This window comes from Peribacillus sp. B2I2 (assembly GCF_041261685.1).
Classification (GTDB): domain Bacteria; phylum Bacillota; class Bacilli; order Bacillales; family DSM-1321; genus Peribacillus.
The window spans coordinates 373,670-395,503 of the sequence record NZ_JBGCCB010000001.1 but is presented as its reverse complement, the minus strand read 5'-3'; the positions used below and the strand labels follow the sequence as shown (position 1 = coordinate 395,503).

Below are 21,834 nucleotides of genomic sequence, written 5' to 3'. Positions count from 1 at the left end.
AATCCTCCTCCGAAAATCAATCATCATTGCCGACTTGATTAACATTTTGTTTTTTCTCGTTCGTACTCAAAAATTTCAGTCGGATAATTTCCGGTGAAACAAGCTAGGCATGAACCGCGCGTTTCTCCAGGAAACGGTCGTCCAATTGCTTCGACCATACCTTCGACGCTTAAAAAAGTTAAGGAATCAGCTTCAATGATTTCTCTTATTTCCTCCACCGATTTAGAGCTAGCAATCAGTTCTTCCTTTTTAGACGTGTCTATACCATAAAAACATGGATTCTTGATCGGTGGTGAGCTGATTACAACATGCACTTCTTTGGCTCCAGCATCTTTTAACATGCGGACAATCCTTCTGCTTGTTGTTCCACGGACAATTGAATCATCAACCATTATGACCCGCTTACCTTCCACGACCCCTCTTACAGGTGAAAGTTTCATCTTCACGCCTTGTTCACGCAGACTCTGTGATGGCTGAATGAACGTCCGTCCAACATACCTATTTTTTATCAAGCCCATTTCATAGGGTATGCCGGCCGCTTCAGCATAGCCTATCGCTGCCGAAATGCTGGAATCAGGTACACCTGTAACTACATCCGCTTCAATTTTGGTTTCCAGTGCCATTTGCTTGCCAAGGTTTTTTCTTGCCGTATGAACATTAATCCCATCAATGTTGCTATCCGGACGGGAGAAATACACATATTCCATCGTGCACATTGCCTGTTGACTGGAAAGCGAAAAGTACTCGGATGTGATTCCCTCATCATTAATGACAACGAGTTCACCCGGCTCAATATCGCGGATGAATTCTGCACCTACAATATCAAGGGCACATGTTTCTGATGCGGCGAAATATGCATCGCCTATTTTCCCCAAGGAAAGTGGACGGAAGCCATGCGGGTCCCTTGCCATAATCATTTGGTTTTCTGTCATGATGACAAAGGCGTAAGCTCCCTTCAGCATGCTTAAACTGTTCTTCACGGAATCTCTGACATCCGAGTAGCCGGACCGTTTAATAAGATGGGCCAGGACTTCCGTATCCGATGTCGTTTGAAAAATGCTTCCCTGTCCTTCAAGCTGTGCCTTTAACTGATGGGCGTTGACTATATTCCCATTATGAGCAAGCGCCAGCCCTCCTGTATGTGAATTGAACAAGAAAGGCTGAACATTTTGATACCCGCCGCCGCCTGCCGTTGTATAACGGACATGGCCGATCGCAGCTTTTCCTGAACCGGAAAGTGACTGCATTTTTTCGGCCGTGAATATCTCTGTGACAAGACCTTCACCCTTGGAGATGGACATCTGCTCACCGTCAGTAACGACGATGCCAGCTCCCTCTTGACCACGATGTTGTAAGCTATGCAAACCGTAGTAAGCCAGCTGTGCTGCATCGGGATGTCCCCAGACTCCAACAACACCACACTCTTCGTTTAGGCTTCTTATTTCAGCAAGCATGGTATGGCTCCCTTCCAAGCTGTTTGTAAATCTTCAACGTCCGCTTCCAATACTTTGCTATCACTGTCTGTTGCCACAACTAATTTATTATCTCCCGTTACTGAGCCAATGCATTTCGCATCTTCAACTAGCGCTTCGAATGCCGTTTGGTTTTCAGGCTTGATGGATAGTAGGAATCGAGATTGCGTTTCACTGAATAATTCCGATACCGGTTCGCCAGCTATATTCACTTTTGCCCCAAGCTTGCTAGCCCCGAATAAAGATTCAGCTAAAGCCACTGCCAAACCGCCTTCCGAAAGGTCATGGGCTGATGCAACAAGTCCTTTTTGGATTGCAGTGAGGATTTGCTGCTGACGTTTTTGTTCAACGGCCAAATCAAGTTCCGGTGCGCGTCCGAAGATTTTACCTTCGAGCATTTTTTGTAACTCACTGCCTCCAAATTCAACTTTCGCTTCGCCGACCACATAAATCAAATCGGCTTCATTTTTAAACGTTTGTGTAGTGATGTGCTGAAGGTCATTGATAAGACCAACCATCCCAACCACAGGTGTCGGATAAATCGCTTCACCGTTCGTTTCATTGTATAGCGAGACATTTCCACCAATTACAGGAGTGCTTAAGCTTCTGCAAGCTTCACTCATACCGTCTGCCGCTTTTTCCAATTGCCAAAATATTTCAGGTTTTTCCGGATTCCCAAAATTCAAGCAATCCGTAATCGCTAAAGGTTCCGCACCCGAGCAAATAATGTTACGGGCTGCTTCAGCGACTGCGATTTTACCTCCCGTTTCAGGATCTAAATAAATAAAGCGGGAGTTGCAATCCGTCGTCATGGCAAGGGCCTTATTTGTGCCCCGGACACGTACCACCGCCGCATCAGATCCAGGTGAGACGACTGTATTCGTACGGACCATGTAATCATATTGATCGTAGACCCATTCCTTACTCGAAATCGTCGGTTGCTTCAATAGTGATACCAATGTTTCTTTATAATCTTCAATGACTGGCACTTCAGCCGTCATGCTTTGGAAATCGCGGAAATATTGCGGTTCTGCAGATGGCTTATGATAAATCGGAGCTTCTTCAGCCAATGCATCCACCGGAACCTCTGCAACGATTTCACCTTGATGCGATAATGTTAGGTTTTTGTCATCCGTCACTACTCCTACGGAAACAGCCTCTAAATCATATTTCGTAAACAAGTCAACGATTTCTTGTTCACGTCCTTTAGTGACAACGATCAGCATCCGTTCTTGTGATTCAGAAAGCATCATTTCATAAGCAGTCATTCCAGTTTCACGCTGCGGTACCAAATCAAGGTTCATTTTAATGCCTGATCCAGCTTTACTTGCCATCTCTGCAGATGAACTTGTAAGACCCGCTGCACCCATATCCTGAATGCCAACAAGGGCATCATTTTGAATCAATTCAAGGCATGCTTCCAAAAGCAGTTTCTCCATGAATGGATCTCCCACTTGGACGGCAGGTCGTTTTTCTTCTGAAGACTCTGACAGCTCTTCAGATGCAAATGTTGCTCCATGAATACCATCGCGTCCTGTTTTGGCTCCCACATACATGACTGTGTTACCTACTCCATGAGCCTGGCCTTTTTTAATGTCTTTATGATCGATCAAGCCGACACACATCGCATTTACCAGAGGGTTCCCTTCATAAGAAGGGTCGAATTGAATTTCGCCTCCGACAGTCGGTATTCCGATACAATTGCCGTATCCAGCAATCCCGGCAACCACTTCTTTAAATAAATATTTAACACGATCATTGTCTAGCTCACCAAAACGAAGCGAATTCAGCATCGCAATCGGACGCGCACCCATGGAGAAGACATCACGGATAATTCCTCCGACACCAGTAGCGGCACCTTGGTAAGGTTCGATAGCAGATGGGTGGTTATGACTTTCTATTTTAAAAACGACAGCCTGATCGTCACCGATATCAACGATACCAGCTCCTTCACCAGGACCTTGAAGAACTTTCTCCCCAGTTATCGGGAATTTTTTTAAGATGGGTTTTGAATTTTTGTAGGAACAATGCTCTGACCACATTACAGAAAACAATCCAGTTTCCGTATAATTAGGCAGTCTGCCTAAGATTTTCTCAACCATTGCAAATTCTTGATCGGACAGTCCCATACTTGCGTACAATCGCTCCGATTTAATTTTTTCCGGACTTGGTTCAAGCTGTAATAACATGTGATTCCCTCCAGTTTTTTACGATGGATTGAAAAATCTTTAAGCCGTCTTTACTGCCAAGCAGTGAATCAACAGCACGTTCGGGATGAGGCATCATACCGAGGACATTTCCTTGTTCATTTGTAATTCCCGCTATTTGTTCCAAGCTTCCGTTTGGATTTTCACCATCATAAGTGAATAAGATGCGGTTATTTCGTTTTAATTCAGCCAATGTTTCATTATCACAGTAATAATTCCCTTCACCATGGGCAACCGGGATCGTAATCGTTTCATTTACTTCATAACCTGTCGTGAACATCGATTGATTATTTTCAACCTTTAATCCAACATTGCGGCAAATGAATTTCAAGCCTTCATTACGGCGCATCGCTCCAGGTAAAAGTCCTGCTTCAAGTAAAATCTGAAAACCATTGCAGACACCCAAAACAGGCTTTCCTGCTTGTGCAGCTTTTACAACTTCGGCCATTACATTCGAAAATCGGGCAATCGCTCCAGAGCGTAAATAGTCTCCATAGGAGAAACCTCCAGGAAGGAGAATTCCATCATACTGATCTAGATTGTCTGTGGAATGCCAAACATACTCCACTTCTTCCCCTAGTGCATCCTTGATCGCATGGTACATATCGACATCACAATTGGAACCAGGGAAAACTATGACAGCAAATTTCATTTGGTGATAACCTCCTCAACATCATAACGGTAAGCTTCAATTACCGTATTGGCCAATAGTTTTTCACACATTTCCTTCACAAGTTGATCTAAATCACGATCCGTATCCTTAATTGTAAGTTCAATGTATTTCCCCACTCGAACATCACTGACTTCGTTATAAGTCAAACTATGAAGTGATTGTTGCACTGCTGCTCCCTGTGGATCTAGTACACTTTCGCGTAGTGTGATATATACTTTAACCTTATACATGTTGAGTGCCCTCCAACTTTGCTAGTATTTTTTCGTAAGCATCTGTTAAACTGCCTAAATCACGGCGGAATACATCTTTGTCTAACTTTTCGTTCGTGTTAATATCCCATAATCGGCAGGTATCAGGTGAAATTTCATCTGCCAGCAGAATGTCTCCATTCGGAGTCTTACCGAACTCTAATTTGAAATCAATCAATTTAATGTCCAATTCTTTAAAGAAGGAAGTTAAGACGATACTGATTTCTTGTGCCTTTTCTTTTAAAATGGCTACATCTTCCTTGCTTGCAAGTTCCAATTCTTCAATATGGTCTTCCGTTAACAGAGGATCGCCGAGTTCGTCGTCTTTATAGTAAAACTCAATCAGTGTTTTCTTGAGCGGCTGGCCTTCTTCAATGCCAGTTCTTTTAGAAAAACTGCCGGCAGCCGTATTTCTGACAACGACTTCAAGTGGGATGATAGATACCCTCTTGACTAACTGCTCCCGGTCGGAAAGCATTTCAATAAAATGGGAAGGGATATTTTCTTGGGCAAGCTTTGAAAAAAGTAAGCTAGTAATTTGATTATTCAACTTACCTTTTCCGGCAATCTCTGATTTCTTCTCACCATTAAACGCTGTTGCCGAATCCTTGTATTCCACCCATACTATTTCACTGTTGTCCGTTGCAAAAATCTGTTTCGCTTTTCCTTCATACAACAATTCTCGTTTTTCCATCTGTCCAGACCCCCACATTGTGAATATTATGAATCTTCCTACCATTGATCAGGCTTGGCAAACATTTCACCGTTTAAAGGTGCCATGTTTGCCGCCTTCATTTTTATAAACCTAAACGATCAAAGATTACATCAACATTTTTCAGGTGATGTGTAGGATCGAAACAATCATCAAGTTCTTCTTTCGTAAGCAAGCTTGTGATTTTATCATCCTTTTCGATCAGGCTTCTGAATGGAACCTGAAGCTCCCATGCTTCCATCGCCTTCGGCTGAACCGTATCATAAGCTTCTTCACGGACAAGTCCTTTATCGATAAGGGAAAGCAGCACACGTTGTGAGAAAATCAATCCCAGCGTTCGGTCCATATTGCGTTTCATATTTTCTGGATAAACGGTCAAGTTCTTAATTATGTTGCTGAACCGGTTCAGCATGTAGTTTAAAGCGATCGTTGCATCCGGTAAGATGATGCGCTCAGCAGAAGAATGCGAAATGTCACGTTCATGCCATAACGGCACATTCTCAAAAGCTGTCATCATGTAACCGCGGATTACACGAGCCATTCCCGTCATATTTTCAGAACCGATTGGATTCCGTTTATGAGGCATTGCCGAAGAGCCCTTTTGTCCTTTTGCAAAGAATTCTTCCACTTCACGTGTTTCACTTTTTTGCAAGCCGCGAATTTCCACTGCGAACTTTTCAATTGATGTCGCAATTAAAGCCAAAGTGCTCATATAATGTGCGTGACGATCGCGCTGCAATGTTTGTGTTGAAATTGGTGCTGCTTCAAGGCCAAGCTTTTCACAAACGAATTTTTCAACGAACGGGTCGATGTTTGCGTAAGTTCCGACAGCTCCAGAGATTTTCCCAACCTCTATGTTCTTTCTGGCTTCATCAAAACGTTCGACATTGCGTTTCATTTCTTGATACCAAAGTGCCAGTTTCAACCCAAAGGTAGTCGGTTCCGCGTGAACTCCATGTGTACGTCCCATTTGAACCGTATATTTATGTTCTTTCGCTTTATTTTTCAGGATCTCCACGAAGTTATTTAAATCCTTGGAAAGGATATCATTCGCTTGCTTAATCACATATGAAAGAGCTGTATCGACAACATCAGTTGAGGTCAATCCGTAATGAACCCATTTCCGTTCTTCACCCAACGTTTCAGAAACCGCACGTGTAAAAGCAACAACATCGTGTCGTGTATCTTTTTCGATTTCATTGATACGCTCCACGTCGAACGTAGCATTTTCACGAAGAAGCTTCACATCTTCTTTTGGAATGACACCTAGTTCAGACCATGCTTCACAAGCTAAGATTTCAACTTCCAACCACGCATTAAAGCGGTTCTTTTCTGTCCAAATGTTTCCCATCTCTGGGCGGGTATAACGTTCAATCATTTTACTTCCTCCGTTTCAACCTGTTGATTCCATATTTTGCTTCGATCACTTTCCAAAAGAGCTTCCTCAATCGTTGGACGTAAAATATTCACATGACCCATTTTCCGCTTAACCTTGGCTTCTTTCTTACCGTAAAGGTGAACCTTCCAATCTGAAAGCGTCGGAATTTCATCCATTAAGGGCCCGATATGCTCACCAAGGATGTTTATCATTACCACAGGCTTCAATAACGCCGTATTTCCGAGCGGCCAATTGCAGACAGCCCTTATATGCTGTTCGAACTGTGAAGTCTCACATGCTTCCATTGTATAATGCCCTGAGTTATGAGGTCTTGGCGCTAATTCATTAATGATGATCTCATCCTGAGCAGTTAAAAACATCTCTACTGCCAATGTCCCCACTAAATCAAGTTTCTCTGCAAGCTGCAAAGCTTCATTAATAGCCTTCCGTTCAGCTTGTTGACTAATACGGGCGGGAACAATGCTTTTATGAAGAATGTTTTCGATATGAATGTTTTCCGCTATCGGAAAATGACTTGCTTCGCCATTTGCCTTACGCGTCACGATGATGGAGATTTCTTTTACGAAAGGAATCCAGGCTTCCAGCACACATTTACCTGTTTTGAGCAGGGATTCAGCCTTTTTGATATCGGCTTCTTCCTTAATGACCAACTGCCCTTTTCCATCATAACCGCCCCGCGTCGTTTTTAACACACTAGGGTACCCTAATTTCTCTATATGAAGGTAAATTTCTGAAATATCCTGTATTTCCCGATATGGAGCAACAGAAGCTCCTGCATCAGATATCGCTTTTTTTTCAGTTAGTCTATCCTGTGTCAGCTTTAATAATTCTGAGCCCTGTGGCAGAAATGCATGTTGCTTTAACCAATCCAGGGCTTCTGAACTGATATTTTCAAACTCATAGGTTATTACGTCACTGACCTCAGCTAACCTTTTCAATGCTTCGATGTCATCATAAGCACCAATGATTTCAATATCCGCCACTTGTGCACATGGACCTTCTGCAGTCGGCTCAAGGACCGCTATCTTAAAGCCCGATGCCCTAGCCGATAAGGCCATCATCCTTCCCAATTGCCCACCGCCGATAATTCCAATGGTCTGTCCCGGTAAAATGATTGTATTATTTAAGTTGTTCACTGCTCTGTAACACCTTTTCTCTGGTTTCGTCTCGTAAAGCCACTAACCTATCAGCAATGTCAGAATCGAAAGCTGCTAATATTTGGGCCGCAAACAAACCGGCATTGACTGCGCCCGCTTTTCCGATCGCAACCGTTGCAACCGGTACGCCACCAGGCATTTGAACAATCGATAATAACGAATCCATCCCATTTAATGCCTTCGATTGAATTGGCACGCCTATCACAGGGACAATGGTCTTGGCTGCTGTCATACCTGGAAGATGTGCCGCCCCGCCCGCTCCGGCAATAATCACTTTAATGTCTCTCTCTTTTGCACTCTCTGCATATTCAAATAGTAAATCCGGCGTCCTGTGAGCGGAAACGACTCTTTTCTCATAGGGAATCTCAAGCTGTTCCAATGATTCACAAGCGTATTTCATCGTTTCCCAATCCGAGACACTTCCCATAATAACCCCAACTTGCGGTTTCATATCATCTTTCCCTCCAACACTCATATTAAGGCGTCCCGAGTATGCAGATGGACGCTTATCATTATCTATAACATGTAAAATATAAAAAACCGGACAGGTTGCTTCCTCATCGAGAAAGCAACCTGTCCGGAAAAGAAAGCCCTTTTGAAAAATACAAAAAGACTTGGCTAGTTTCCGAATTAGTCAGATGCTTTTCTCATAGTCCGATGATTTACGGTCATCAGGTAGAAACTTTTGGGCCATATCCCCATGATTATATGAGATGTATTAATGTAACTTCATCTTACCTTCCGGCCATTTTAATGTCAAGTTAAAATCGAATATTTTTACATGATATGAATAAATCGTTCGTGTTTTACTCAATTAATTTTGCTTCGAATACAATTTTTCGATCAACTGGCACATATTGGACTTTGCCATTCTCTATTCTCTCGGCGAAGATGGGTTCTTCTGTTCGCCTTACAGGAAAGTACCCTGCTGCTTTAATTCGATCTAAACATGCATCGATTGTCTCGCCCTCGATAACTTCAAACTTTTCCTTACTCTTTTTACTCACAATACCGATCCCTTCCATAATTTCATTTCGCTTTGTATCCAACTTACATTATTACCATTAATAAATTCTTCCTAGTATAATGAAAAGAACCAATAAAGACAAGAAATTCATTTTTCGAAAAATCCATTCCAGTATAAAAATCCGTTCTATCGTAAAGGCACCTACCCTCATGAATTTACATACCTTCAATATCCTATCCTTTCTCCCTTTCGAATTACTATAGCCTGAATCAAGAAATTAACCTCTGCTCCTTGATCGGTACATAATCGTATCTTGCTCTCATGAATTATTTCAATTCACATGGGCCGTATTAATAAACGGCAGTTTGAATTTGAGGGAATTGACGATAGGACGGATTAATTGGGTTTTGGTCGAATTGGATAGGCTGCGGCTCGAATTATTTCCTTCTAGGTCAAATTAGATAGGAAACAGGTCGAATTGAAGGCGTATTCTTCTCCAATTCGACCTGAATTATGGGGATTTCTAAAAAAACGATTTCCATTCAAATCATTGAGACGCAAAAAAAAACCAGCCGGATGGCTGGTCTTTGAAATGGCTTGGCGGCGTCCTACTCTCACAGGGGGAAACCCCCAACTACCATCGGCGCTGAAGAGCTTAACTGCCGTGTTCGGAATGGGAACGGGTGTGACCTCTTCGCTATCGCCACCAAACATATCAGGAACGTTGTTCCTTCAAAACTAGATAATAAGAAGGTATTTCATTTTTTAAAAAGCGTTGGTTAAGTCCTCGATCTATTAGTATCAGTCAGCTCCACATGTCGCCACGCTTCCACCTCTGACCTATCAACCTGATCATCTTTCAGGGATCTTACTAGCTTGCGCCATGGGAAATCTCATCTTGAGGGGGGCTTCATGCTTAGATGCTTTCAGCACTTATCCCGTCCGCACGTAGCTACCCAGCTATGCCTTTGGCAAGACAACTGGTACACCAGCGGTGCGTCCATCCCGGTCCTCTCGTACTAAGGACAGCTCCTCTCAAATTTCCTGCGCCCGCGACGGATAGGGACCGAACTGTCTCACGACGTTCTGAACCCAGCTCGCGTACCGCTTTAATGGGCGAACAGCCCAACCCTTGGGACCGACTACAGCCCCAGGATGCGATGAGCCGACATCGAGGTGCCAAACCTCCCCGTCGATGTGGACTCTTGGGGGAGATAAGCCTGTTATCCCCGGGGTAGCTTTTATCCGTTGAGCGATGGCCCTTCCATGCGGAACCACCGGATCACTAAGCCCGACTTTCGTCCCTGCTCGACTTGTAGGTCTCGCAGTCAAGCTCCCTTGTGCCTTTACACTCTACGAATGATTTCCAACCATTCTGAGGGAACCTTTGGGCGCCTCCGTTACTCTTTAGGAGGCGACCGCCCCAGTCAAACTGCCCACCTGACACTGTCTCCCACCCCGATAAGGGGCGCGGGTTAGAATTTCAATACAGCCAGGGTAGTATCCCACCAACGCCTCCACCGAAGCTAGCGCTCCGGCTTCTCAGGCTCCTACCTATCCTGTACAAGCTGTACCAAAATTCAATATCAGGCTGCAGTAAAGCTCCACGGGGTCTTTCCGTCCTGTCGCGGGTAACCTGCATCTTCACAGGTACTATAATTTCACCGAGTCTCTCGTTGAGACAGTGCCCAGATCGTTACACCTTTCGTGCGGGTCGGAACTTACCCGACAAGGAATTTCGCTACCTTAGGACCGTTATAGTTACGGCCGCCGTTTACTGGGGCTTCGGTTCAAAGCTTCGCTTGCGCTAACCTCTCCCCTTAACCTTCCAGCACCGGGCAGGTGTCAGCCCCTATACTTCGCCTTGCGGCTTCGCAGAGACCTGTGTTTTTGCTAAACAGTCGCCTGGGCCTATTCACTGCGGCTTTTCCGGGCTATTCACCCTAAAAAGCACCCCTTCTCCCGAAGTTACGGGGTCATTTTGCCGAGTTCCTTAACGAGAGTTCTCTCGCACACCTTAGGATTCTCTCCTCGCCTACCTGTGTCGGTTTGCGGTACGGGCACCTTACATCTCACTAGAGGCTTTTCTTGGCAGCGTGGAATCAGGAACTTCGGTACTATATTTCCCTCGACATCACAGCTCCGCCTTAATGGAAACGGGATTTGCCTCGTTTCCGGCCTAACTGCTTGGACGCGCATATCCAACAGCGCGCTTACCCTATCCTTCTGCGTCCCCCCATCGTTCAAACGATGTATAGGTGGTACAGGAATATCAACCTGTTGTCCATCGCCTACGCCTTTCGGCCTCGGCTTAGGTCCCGACTAACCCTGAGCGGACGAGCCTTCCTCAGGAAACCTTAGGCATTCGGTGGAAGGGATTCTCACCCTTCTTTCGCTACTCATACCGGCATTCTCACTTCTAAGCGCTCCACCAGTCCTTCCGGTCTGACTTCAACGCCCTTAGAACGCTCTCCTACCATCGACACCTAATGGTGTCAATCCACAGCTTCGGTGATACGTTTAGCCCCGGTACATTTTCGGCGCGGAGTCACTCGACCAGTGAGCTATTACGCACTCTTTAAATGGTGGCTGCTTCTGAGCCAACATCCTGGTTGTCTAAGCAACTCCACATCCTTTTCCACTTAACGTATACTTTGGGACCTTAGCTGGTGGTCTGGGCTGTTTCCCTTTCGACTACGGATCTTATCACTCGCAGTCTGACTCCCAAGAATAAGTATTTGGCATTCGGAGTTTGACTGAATTCGGTAACCCGTTGGGGGCCCCTAGTCCAATCAGTGCTCTACCTCCAATACTCTCATCTTGAGGCTAGCCCTAAAGCTATTTCGGAGAGAACCAGCTATCTCCAGGTTCGATTGGAATTTCTCCGCTACCCACACCTCATCCCCGCACTTTTCAACGTGCGTGGGTTCGGGCCTCCATTCAGTGTTACCTGAACTTCACCCTGGACATGGGTAGATCACCTGGTTTCGGGTCTACGACCTCATACTCATTCGCCCTATTCAGACTCGCTTTCGCTGCGGCTCCGTCTTATCAACTTAACCTCGCATGAAATCGTAACTCGCCGGTTCATTCTACAAAAGGCACGCCATTACCCATTAACGGGCTTTGACTACTTGTAGGCACACGGTTTCAGGATCTATTTCACTCCCCTTCCGGGGTGCTTTTCACCTTTCCCTCACGGTACTGGTTCACTATCGGTCACTAGGGAGTATTTAGCCTTGGGAGATGGTCCTCCCTGCTTCCGACGGGATTTCTCGTGTCCCGCCGTACTCAGGATCCACTCAGGAGGGAACGAAGTTTCAACTACAGGGTTTTTACCTTCTTTGACGGACCTTTCCAGGTCACTTCATTTACCCCGTTCCTTTGTAACTCCATGTTGAGTGTCCTACAACCCCAAGAGGCAAGCCTCTTGGTTTGGGCTAATTCCGTTTCGCTCGCCGCTACTCAGGAAATCGCATTTGCTTTCTCTTCCTCCGGGTACTTAGATGTTTCAGTTCCCCGGGTCTGCCTTCAGTACCCTATGTATTCAGGTAAAGATACTGTTCCATTACGAACAGTGGGTTTCCCCATTCGGAAATCTCCGGATCAAAGCTTACTTACAGCTCCCCGAAGCATATCGGTGTTAGTCCCGTCCTTCATCGGCTCCTAGTGCCAAGGCATCCACCGTGCGCCCTTTCTAACTTAACCGTTAAAAAGATCTTACAGATGCTTTAAAAAAAATTAATTGCCTTCTATCTATTATCTAGTTTTCAAGGAACAAAGCAGAAAGAATCCATCACATCGTGATGTTTTTCTTCCCTATCTGAATGAATTACTCATTCAAAACTGAACAAAACAAAAGCGCTCTCGTAATTATCCTTAGAAAGGAGGTGATCCAGCCGCACCTTCCGATACGGCTACCTTGTTACGACTTCACCCCAATCATCTGTCCCACCTTAGGCGGCTGGCTCCATAAAGGTTACCTCACCGACTTCGGGTGTTACAAACTCTCGTGGTGTGACGGGCGGTGTGTACAAGGCCCGGGAACGTATTCACCGCGGCATGCTGATCCGCGATTACTAGCGATTCCGGCTTCATGTAGGCGAGTTGCAGCCTACAATCCGAACTGAGAATGGCTTTATGGGATTCGCTTACCTTCGCAGGTTTGCAGCCCTTTGTACCATCCATTGTAGCACGTGTGTAGCCCAGGTCATAAGGGGCATGATGATTTGACGTCATCCCCACCTTCCTCCGGTTTGTCACCGGCAGTCACCTTAGAGTGCCCAACTGAATGCTGGCAACTAAGATCAAGGGTTGCGCTCGTTGCGGGACTTAACCCAACATCTCACGACACGAGCTGACGACAACCATGCACCACCTGTCACTCTGTCCCCCGAAGGGGAAAGCCCTATCTCTAGGGTTGTCAGAGGATGTCAAGACCTGGTAAGGTTCTTCGCGTTGCTTCGAATTAAACCACATGCTCCACCGCTTGTGCGGGCCCCCGTCAATTCCTTTGAGTTTCAGCCTTGCGGCCGTACTCCCCAGGCGGAGTGCTTAATGCGTTAGCTGCAGCACTAAAGGGCGGAAACCCTCTAACACTTAGCACTCATCGTTTACGGCGTGGACTACCAGGGTATCTAATCCTGTTTGCTCCCCACGCTTTCGCGCCTCAGTGTCAGTTACAGACCAGAAAGTCGCCTTCGCCACTGGTGTTCCTCCAAATCTCTACGCATTTCACCGCTACACTTGGAATTCCACTTTCCTCTTCTGCACTCAAGTTCCCCAGTTTCCAATGACCCTCCACGGTTGAGCCGTGGGCTTTCACATCAGACTTAAAGAACCACCTGCGCGCGCTTTACGCCCAATAATTCCGGACAACGCTTGCCACCTACGTATTACCGCGGCTGCTGGCACGTAGTTAGCCGTGGCTTTCTGGTTAGGTACCGTCAAGGTACCAGCAGTTACTCTGGTACTTGTTCTTCCCTAACAACAGAACTTTACGACCCGAAGGCCTTCTTCGTTCACGCGGCGTTGCTCCGTCAGACTTTCGTCCATTGCGGAAGATTCCCTACTGCTGCCTCCCGTAGGAGTCTGGGCCGTGTCTCAGTCCCAGTGTGGCCGATCACCCTCTCAGGTCGGCTACGCATCGTCGCCTTGGTGAGCCATTACCTCACCAACTAGCTAATGCGCCGCGGGCCCATCTATAAGTGACAGCCGAAACCGTCTTTCCATCTTCTCTCATGCGAGAAAAGAACGTATCCGGTATTAGCTCCGGTTTCCCGAAGTTATCCCAGTCTTATAGGCAGGTTGCCCACGTGTTACTCACCCGTCCGCCGCTAATCTCAGGGAGCAAGCTCCCATCGATTCGCTCGACTTGCATGTATTAGGCACGCCGCCAGCGTTCGTCCTGAGCCAGGATCAAACTCTCCGAAGAAATGTTTGACTTGCTCATTTTGCTTTTTTGATAGTGTGTGCTCACTTAAAATTTAACGTTGGCGCTTTGTTTTGTTCAGTTTTCAAAGAGCAATTTCACAATCGTTCTTTCGAACGACTTGTTTATTCATCATAACATCTTATTGATTAGTTGTCAACTTCTGCGAAGTTTTAAACTTATTTTAAATCACTGTGTTTCTCAGCGACCATTTCATCTTATCATTTTCATAGTAAGAAGTCAATAGTTATTATTTTTCTTTTGGTAATCTACCAAAAGCGGATGAAGTTTTTCGTTTGTCTTAGTTGGTGCTTATTTATATTAATCCTTTCTTACCATAAAGTCAACACATTTTATACAATTCTTTATTAAGTGATTTATCCATTTATTATATAGGAGATAGGAGCATTATATGTCCTTATCACAACATGAATATAATCCACCAAAACCTTCTTGATCCTTGTTCATTAAACCTAAGGTCCCCTTCGATCAACATCCATTTTATTAAAACGAAGACCTTTTTGAAACACACTCCCCTTCCGATTAGTAACGCTTTTGGCCAAATCCATAAAAACTATATTATTCAGATCAATTACTATCTTCATTTTCAATAGACCATTCACCCCAATAAATGAAAGGTGTAAATCGAATATAAAAAAATTTATTGTTCCTTTAAGAATGGGATAAGTGATTTTAGAAATAAACCGCTTATATTACGCATTTCCATTGTCCAAATATTAAAAAATATCTTTTTTACAATTTTACTTTCTTGTACTATAATAAAGTTATTTTAAAAATTTCAGGAAAGACTTTTAATCATTATAAAAATAGTTGGGAGAGGGATTTATAGATGATTAATAAAAACACATCTTTGAGGATGCAAAGTATCGTTTTTATTGGCTTTATGGGAGTTGGAAAGACGACGATCGGACAGAAAGTAGCCAGAAAGTTATATAGGGACTTTATTGATATAGACCAAGAAATTGAAAAGGAATTCAATATGCCCACTACAGAAATATTCAAGAAGTTTGGGGAAAAAGCATTTCGCGAAAAAGAAAAAAATGTGATTGAAAGCCTTAGTCAACAACAATTGAAAATCATTTCAGTTGGAGGCGGGGCATTCTTACAAGAGGATATACGCAATATCTGTTTATCTAATTGCATTGTCTTCTACCTTGATTTATCTTGGGAATATTGGAAAGAAAGAATTGGCTTACTTATTGATAGTAGACCTGTTTTACAAAGTCGGACCCTAGAGGAAATCGAAGAGCTCTTTTACACCAGACAGGAGATATACTCCTATCATCATTCAAAAGTGAATACCAACGATCTTGATGTTGATGAAGTGGCAGACTTTATAGTCGATTCATTGAAAGTGGCCTGGGATATTTATGAACCGCTTAAGTAAGCCCCATTCCTTTTATATTTAACCAATGTCCCCGATAAAAGAATAATAGAAAAGATGAAAAGGATACAGAGGTAAGGACACCCAGCATCCTGTAAACTAATCACCTTTTTATTTTTCTTTATTAGGAAGACTCTCTAATTATCAGTTCTGGGTTTAATATGATTCGCTGTTGTTCACGTTCGATTTTCTCCATTTGCTGGTACAAGAGATTCGCTGCCTCTTTTCCGATACGTCTAGGAAATGAAGAAATGGTCGTTAACGGAGGATGATAGATTTCTGCAACTGGAACGTTATCGAACCCTACGATATCTATATCTTTTCCAGGAGTAAATCCTTTCATCCTTAATCCTTGCATAACACCGAAGGCAATTAAGTCGCTAAAGCAAAAAATTGCAGTTGGCGGATTGGGATTCTGAAGTACTTTCAATACAGCCTCTAGCCCGCCCTCCCGTGTCGGGGCACTATCTATCATTAACGATTCATCCACTTCCAAGCCCGCTCTTGAAAGGGCTTCCCGATACCCCTCCATTCTCTCGATCCAAGTAGAAGATTCCCTGATTCCACCAAGGAGCGCAATTCTTTTATGTCCCTTTTCAATAAGATGGTCAACAGCAATTCGGGCTCCTTCTGGATAATCGATGCCTACATAGTCACTATTCACTTCCGGTAGTTCTCTAACAGCAAGGACCATTGGCGTGTCAATTTCATTTAATCGCTCAATGGTTTCTTGTGTACTTTCAGAGACAGGACAAAGAATCAAGCCTCCAACCCTATGTTCCAACATGGTTGAAAGAAGATGGTCTTGCTTGGTAACCGAGTCGAATGTAGTCCCCAGCAACACCGTATAACCGACCTCATCCAATGCGTCGTGAACGCCTATCAGGAATTCAGAAAAAAAGGTATTTGATATATCAGTAATAATGATTCCTACAGTATCAGAACTCTGCGATCTTAGGTTTGCTGCAATTCTATCGTAAACATAACCCAATTCATGCATGGATTTTAATACCTTTTTTCGCGTCGCTTCCGAAATTCGCGGGTTATTACGAACTATAAGGGAAGCAGTGGAAGTAGATACCCCAGCATGTTTCGCTACCTCTTGCAGCGTGACTCGACCTTTTTTGGATTGTTTCATAGTTCAATCACCATCTTGAATGTATTTTTGATGTATTTTTTATTATCATGTTCTTACTATAATAATAATATAGTTACTGTCATTATTATACCCTTGCTTTTGGGACAAGGGTATTTCATCGGTCAATAATCTCTCCAATACATCTATATACCTTATTCATTTGACCAAAAAAAAAACGCCACCCTAGTTCTAGTAGATGGAGTTTTAACTAATCCGTCACCATTCATTATCCATGGTTAAATATAGTCTGGTGCTGTGTCAATTTTTTATACCGATAATTAACAAATGCTGCAGCTAGGATACCTAATGTTGCAATAAAACAATCGAATAGAAATATGTGAGATATATCCCCACTCTTGGCGATCAGACCCGTTGCAATTGGTAAAATGACGCTCGCCAAACTTGAGGCCGTCGCAACGATCCCTGTTACAGTTCCTTTTTTCCTCCAGAAAAGTTCAGTCATTATTGCAATGGTTAATTGAAATATCCCAGCTGTCGAGGCTCCAAGGAAAAAGGAGGTAATACTTAAGACCATAGGTGAATGAACCGTTAATATGATGATTACTGTCAGTAAAGTAATCATTGGATAAAGCAATATCACCGTCACGGGCTTAATCCATTTGTTTAATAAGACGGATAGTAGCAGGACGGAAATGAGTGATCCAACACCATAATAGCTCAGTAATTTAATCGAACCTGATGTGGACATCCCTGCAACTTCATGTCCGAAACTCGGTAACCAGATTTGTGAAACTGTAAATAACGCAGTTGATGTAAATCCAATTATGATTAGCGCCAGTCCTTCGCTCCAAAATTTAGGTTCAGTTATGAACCTGTTCAATTGCAAATCATCCTCATTACTGACAGGACCGGACTTGCTTTTTGGAAATGAAACCGACATCACAAAAAACATATTAACGAAATAGATGACGGCCGGTAATATAAATGCAAATCCGTAAAATAATTGGTTCTTGGAAAGAAACAAGATGATGAATGGTAAGATGGTTGCACCTAGGGAACCAAAAGCCTTAACCATAACACTGGCGGAACCTGCAGAATTAGGAAACATTTCAGTTAGAGCTGGATATGTACCAGCATCCATGGCTGAGTTGGAAATACCCGCAAGTAAAGCAAATACAAAGGCCATTTCATATGTGGGGGAAAATGGAATCCCAATTAGAAAAACTCCCATTACAATTGAGGAGACAATAATTAAAGGCTTTCTTCCAAATTTATCTGATAATACTCCCGTGAGACCATACGTGAGTAATCTCCCTATTCCTATTGCGGCAATAAGATAACTGATGCCAGTAGAATCCGTATCCCATTGCTCTGTTAAGGAGGACATGTTTGAGGCGAGGATTATATTGACCATACCCAGCAGAAAATAGTTAATATACATGCTGGATGCCGCTTTAAAATACTGATTTTTCATTATTACACCCCTATAATAAGTCACGATGTGATGTTTCTCCCTTGACCTTATAATCCAAAAATACAGTAATAAAATATTTTTCTATAAATACATTTTGAATTAAGTCTCCCCTTTATGTTATCCATTTAAATGAAAACCACTTTTCAAAAAAAAACGCTAAGAAAAACAAGGGACTTCACTCCCTGCATTTCTTAGCTCCGAGGTTTTCTGCACTCATTTGTAAGTACTTTTATCCTTTAACAATGATGCACTTCAAGTATGAAAAAACCTCTATTACGATAAAATGGAGAATAATCTCGAGAGTGGAATCATATTATTCTGCAAACATTTGCTCTTTGATGTAATCTACAGGCATCTGTTGACCTGTCCATAATTCAAAGGCCAATGCACCTTGCCATAGCATCATCCCAAGACCATTAATTGCTGTAGCACCCGCAGCCTCAGCTTGTTCCATTAGTTTCGATTTGCGGGGAATGTAAACAACGTCTGTTACGATTAAATCAGGACGTAGCATGGATTCATCTTGAATGACACTTAAGCCTTCAAGTGGTTTCATGCCAACGCCAGTTCCATTTGCCAAAATATCACTAGTTGCGATTTCAGCCCTTAATTGCTCAACATTTTCAAGAGGGTATACATTTGCTTTCACGTTTAAGTGCTTCATATCTTCATTGATGATTCGTACATTTTCTTCTGCTTGCGGGTAGAAAGCATCATCACGAGCAAAAATGCTGATTTCCGCCACACCTTCTAGAGCAGATTGAATAGCGATAGGAGTAGCAGCCCCACCAGAACCGATAAGAGTCATTTTCTTACCTTTAATATTTATACCATGTTCTTTTAGGTTCCGAGTATAACCCATTCCATCGGTACTGTGACCCACGAATTTCCCATCGACATTGACAACTGTATTAACGGCCCCAGAAAATTTAGCACTGTCTGCCAACTCGTCAAGATAAGGAAGTATTTTCATTTTATTAGGCATGGATACGTTAAATCCTTTTACATTTAATGCACGCATCCCTTTGACTGCATCTTCCAATTGTTCATTTCCGACTTCAAATGCTAAATAGGCGCAATTCAATCCTAATTTATCAAAAGCTAAATTATGCATGGCTGGTGACAAAGAATGTCCGATAGGTGTTGCAAGCAACCCTACCAATTCTGTTTTTCCATTGATACGTCCTAGATTTTCCATGTTCTATTCCCCCTGGTGGTTAATTTGAAAAATTTATATAAATTCCTTCTTGGAAGAAATTTTGAATTAAATATTTTGATCAATGATCTCCAATACACTTCTTAATTGATTAACAGGAATTTGTCCTGGGGCAGATGCTTCTTTTCCGGCACCGAATGTACAAGCAGATCCAAACACCGCGCCTGATAATCTACTTACCAGACCTGTACCCGACATTGACATCGTAATGAACGGACGATCGGCATACTTTGTTTTCATCGTATGGGTTGCATCTAATAAAATGAGTAAATCACCAACACTTTGGGGCATTACAGCGATTTTTGGAATATGAGCTCCAAATTCCTGCATTTTACGCAAACGGTATATGATTTCTTCTTTTTCTGGTGTCTTATCGAAATCATGGTTACACATCACTACGTATACGCCATTTTCCTCAGCTATTTTTACAGTCTCCTTCACTGACGACTCTTCAAAAAATAACTCAACATCGACAAGATCAATATTCTTCGTTCTAATTGCTGTATGAAGCAGTTGAAAATAATGTTCATCGGTGATTTCCTTGTTCCCGCCTTCTTTATGGCTTCTAAAAGTGAAAAGCAGCAATGTACTAGGTACAGCACGTCTAAGTTTTGAAATCATTTCCGAAACGGCTTCTAAGCTCTCAACTTGTTCAAAGACATCCACTCGCCACTCAATGATATCCGGCTCTAAAGCATTTACCGTTTCAACTTCTTTCAGTAGTTCTTTTTCAGTGGTCCCCATAAGCGGAACGATGATCTTTGGAACCCCTTCTCCGATCGTTACGTCTTTGATCGTGATTGTTTGCATGGATGTTTCCCCCTTTTATCATTATCATCAGTGGTGATTGATGTTCGCTTTACCACTTAATTGGATGAAATCTTAATTACCTTTTTATATCGATAGGCAACGAATACGGCCAATAAAATACTGACTACCGCAATTGCCACATCAAACAAGAAGACTGCAGTTAAACCGGCACTCTTAGAAATGATACCTGTAACGAAAGGTATGATGATAAAAGCTGAACTAGCTGCAATGTTTACATAAGAAGTAATCGTCCCTTTATTGGCTGGGAAGAATTCGGTAATTATTGTCATGGCTAATTGGAACACTCCTGCAGTTGAAAGTCCAATGAAGAAAGCGCTCAAAACAGTCATAAATGGTTGCTGGATATATATGAGTGACAATAAAGATAGTGCTGCAATGATTGGATAGATGATCATGACGGTAATAGGCTTAATTACTTTATTCAATAGTACCGCCAGTAAAATGACAGAAACAAGGGAGCCGACGCTATAGTAACTAAGCAATTGAACAGCCTTAGCCTGGGTTAGCCCCAATACCTCTTGTCCAAAGTTCGGGAGCCAGACTTGAACCAGCATGAATAAAGCAGTTGATGTGAAGCCTAAAAGTATGACGGCCAATCCTTCCTGAGCAAACTTCGGTTTTGATAGGAATTGGTGTTGAACCGTTGCAGCTTGTTTTTCATCTTGGACATGACTAGGAGCTTTATGATTCGGGAATGAAACCTTGAGCAAGAAGAATCCGTTAACAAGGTAAACAGCAGCCATTAAGAAGAATGTATACCCGTAAAACATATCTCTAGCTATAAAGAACGCCATGATAAATGGGAGAAGTGCGGCACCGACTGAAACGAACGCTTTTATTAATACGGTAGCGGAACCTGCTTTCTTTTGAAAAGCCTCAATAAGCGCAGGATACGTACCAGCGTCCAAAAATGAGTTTGCAATACCAGCACAAACAGCAAATATAAATGCCAATGTATAGTTAGGAGCCAAAGGTATACCTATGAGGAAGATCAGGTAGATAAAAGATGCTGAAACGACAAATGGCTTCCTTCCTAATTTATCCGACAGTCTACCGGCGAAAAACAAAGAAACTAACTTACCGATTCCTATAGCAGAGACCAAGTAGCTTATCCCCGATGCACTTGTGTTTAATTGTTCAGATAAATTTTCCATATTAGATCCAATGATAATATTGATCATGCCTAAAATAAAATAACTAATATATAAACCTGTTGCCATTTTTATAAATGGATTTTTCATGAAACACACCCCTATAGTTATTAATGATCGAAATTCAATTTGATTCTTTAGCCTTTCAGAAGTTTCCCCCTTGCCCCATATCATAAATTCAAGAAACAAATTACTTTCAAATAAAAAACAATAAACCTCTAAGTAACCGACTCCAGTTAGTACATCGTTCTACTAGATTTTAGCTAGTATATCGTTCTACTAATTTTTCTTAATAGTTAGTATATCGTTCTACTAACACTATTCTTATCAATAAGTTTATAAATCCAATAGTATTGAATTTTAGCGCTTATGCTGAAGTAATTTAGTTAACT

15 protein-coding genes, 3 rRNA genes and 1 riboswitch are annotated in these 21,834 nt (G+C 42.9%); of the genes, 1 reads left to right on the top strand and 17 read right to left on the bottom strand.

Features of this window, described 5'->3' with window-relative positions:
- Positions 1–38: 38 nt before the first annotated feature.
- From purF to ABIE66_RS01915, 12 genes are all read right to left on the bottom strand, one after another.
- Positions 39–1,454, bottom strand: a complete 1,416-nt coding sequence (gene purF / locus ABIE66_RS01970) for an amidophosphoribosyltransferase (RefSeq protein WP_289323479.1) — start codon at positions 1,452–1,454, stop codon at positions 39–41.
- Positions 1,439–3,661, bottom strand: a complete 2,223-nt coding sequence (purL, locus tag ABIE66_RS01965; RefSeq protein ID WP_370013692.1) for a phosphoribosylformylglycinamidine synthase subunit PurL — start codon at positions 3,659–3,661, stop codon at positions 1,439–1,441. Before purL ends, purF begins: the two co-directional genes overlap by 16 nt.
- On the bottom strand, positions 3,645–4,331 hold the full coding sequence (gene purQ, locus ABIE66_RS01960) for a phosphoribosylformylglycinamidine synthase subunit PurQ (RefSeq protein WP_289323477.1): 687 nt from the start codon (positions 4,329–4,331) through the stop codon (positions 3,645–3,647). Before purQ ends, purL begins: the two co-directional genes overlap by 17 nt.
- Positions 4,328–4,582: a phosphoribosylformylglycinamidine synthase subunit PurS gene (gene purS, locus ABIE66_RS01955; RefSeq protein ID WP_289318241.1), complete on the bottom strand. Its 255-nt coding sequence runs from the start codon at positions 4,580–4,582 to the stop codon at positions 4,328–4,330. Before purS ends, purQ begins: the two co-directional genes overlap by 4 nt.
- Positions 4,575–5,294, bottom strand: coding sequence for a phosphoribosylaminoimidazolesuccinocarboxamide synthase (gene purC / locus ABIE66_RS01950; RefSeq protein ID WP_098370357.1), 720 nt, complete (start codon positions 5,292–5,294; stop codon positions 4,575–4,577). The genes purS and purC overlap by 8 nt, the downstream gene beginning before the upstream one ends.
- Positions 5,295–5,397: 103 nt before the next feature.
- Positions 5,398–6,690, bottom strand: coding sequence for an adenylosuccinate lyase (gene purB / locus ABIE66_RS01945; RefSeq protein ID WP_289323476.1), 1,293 nt, complete (start codon positions 6,688–6,690; stop codon positions 5,398–5,400).
- The gene (purK, locus tag ABIE66_RS01940) at positions 6,687–7,847 is read right to left on the bottom strand and encodes a 5-(carboxyamino)imidazole ribonucleotide synthase (RefSeq protein ID WP_370013690.1); all 1,161 of its coding nucleotides are present in this window, start codon (positions 7,845–7,847) and stop codon (positions 6,687–6,689) included. Before purK ends, purB begins: the two co-directional genes overlap by 4 nt.
- Positions 7,831–8,319 (bottom strand): 5-(carboxyamino)imidazole ribonucleotide mutase, encoded by a 489-nt coding sequence (purE, locus tag ABIE66_RS01935; RefSeq protein ID WP_289318245.1) that lies wholly within the window; start codon positions 8,317–8,319, stop codon positions 7,831–7,833. The genes purK and purE overlap by 17 nt, the downstream gene beginning before the upstream one ends.
- Positions 8,320–8,498: 179 nt before the next feature.
- A riboswitch (purine riboswitch) is annotated at positions 8,499–8,600 on the bottom strand.
- A gap of 74 nt (positions 8,601–8,674) precedes the next feature.
- Positions 8,675–8,917 carry an NETI motif-containing protein gene (locus tag ABIE66_RS01930; protein WP_370013689.1) on the bottom strand — a complete coding sequence of 81 codons (243 nt, stop codon included), beginning with the start codon at positions 8,915–8,917 and terminating at the stop codon, positions 8,675–8,677.
- Positions 8,918–9,430: 513 nt separating this feature from the next.
- Positions 9,431–9,546 (bottom strand): 5S ribosomal RNA (rrf, locus tag ABIE66_RS01925).
- A gap of 64 nt (positions 9,547–9,610) precedes the next feature.
- A 23S ribosomal RNA gene (locus ABIE66_RS01920) occupies positions 9,611–12,543 on the bottom strand.
- 175 nt (positions 12,544–12,718) lie between these two features.
- A 16S ribosomal RNA gene (locus ABIE66_RS01915) occupies positions 12,719–14,269 on the bottom strand.
- Together the 16S, 23S and 5S rRNA genes form the textbook arrangement of a ribosomal RNA operon.
- A gap of 847 nt (positions 14,270–15,116) precedes the next feature.
- On the opposite strand from ABIE66_RS01915, the gene ABIE66_RS01910 reads away from it, so the two are divergent.
- Positions 15,117–15,674, top strand: coding sequence for a shikimate kinase (locus ABIE66_RS01910; RefSeq protein WP_289318828.1), 558 nt, complete (start codon positions 15,117–15,119; stop codon positions 15,672–15,674).
- A 121-nt stretch (positions 15,675–15,795) separates the two neighbouring features.
- On the opposite strand, the gene ABIE66_RS01905 is transcribed toward ABIE66_RS01910, so the two are convergent.
- The 5 genes from ABIE66_RS01905 to ABIE66_RS01885 all read right to left on the bottom strand — a co-directional run bounded on the left by ABIE66_RS01905 (position 15,796) and on the right by ABIE66_RS01885 (position 21,532).
- On the bottom strand, positions 15,796–16,809 hold the full coding sequence (locus tag ABIE66_RS01905; RefSeq protein ID WP_370013688.1) for a LacI family DNA-binding transcriptional regulator: 1,014 nt from the start codon (positions 16,807–16,809) through the stop codon (positions 15,796–15,798).
- A 226-nt stretch (positions 16,810–17,035) separates the two neighbouring features.
- A complete protein-coding gene (locus tag ABIE66_RS01900) occupies positions 17,036–18,244 on the bottom strand; it encodes an MFS transporter (protein WP_289323474.1) in 1,209 nt (402 codons plus the stop codon).
- Between the two features lie 313 nt (positions 18,245–18,557).
- Positions 18,558–19,442 (bottom strand): shikimate dehydrogenase, encoded by an 885-nt coding sequence (gene aroE / locus ABIE66_RS01895; RefSeq protein WP_289318825.1) that lies wholly within the window; start codon positions 19,440–19,442, stop codon positions 18,558–18,560.
- A 66-nt stretch (positions 19,443–19,508) separates the two neighbouring features.
- On the bottom strand, positions 19,509–20,270 hold the full coding sequence (gene aroD, locus ABIE66_RS01890) for a type I 3-dehydroquinate dehydratase (protein ID WP_370013687.1): 762 nt from the start codon (positions 20,268–20,270) through the stop codon (positions 19,509–19,511).
- A 56-nt stretch (positions 20,271–20,326) separates the two neighbouring features.
- Entirely contained in the window at positions 20,327–21,532 is a 1,206-nt protein-coding gene (locus ABIE66_RS01885) for an MFS transporter (RefSeq protein ID WP_370013686.1), read from the bottom strand.
- Positions 21,533–21,834 lie beyond the last annotated feature (302 nt).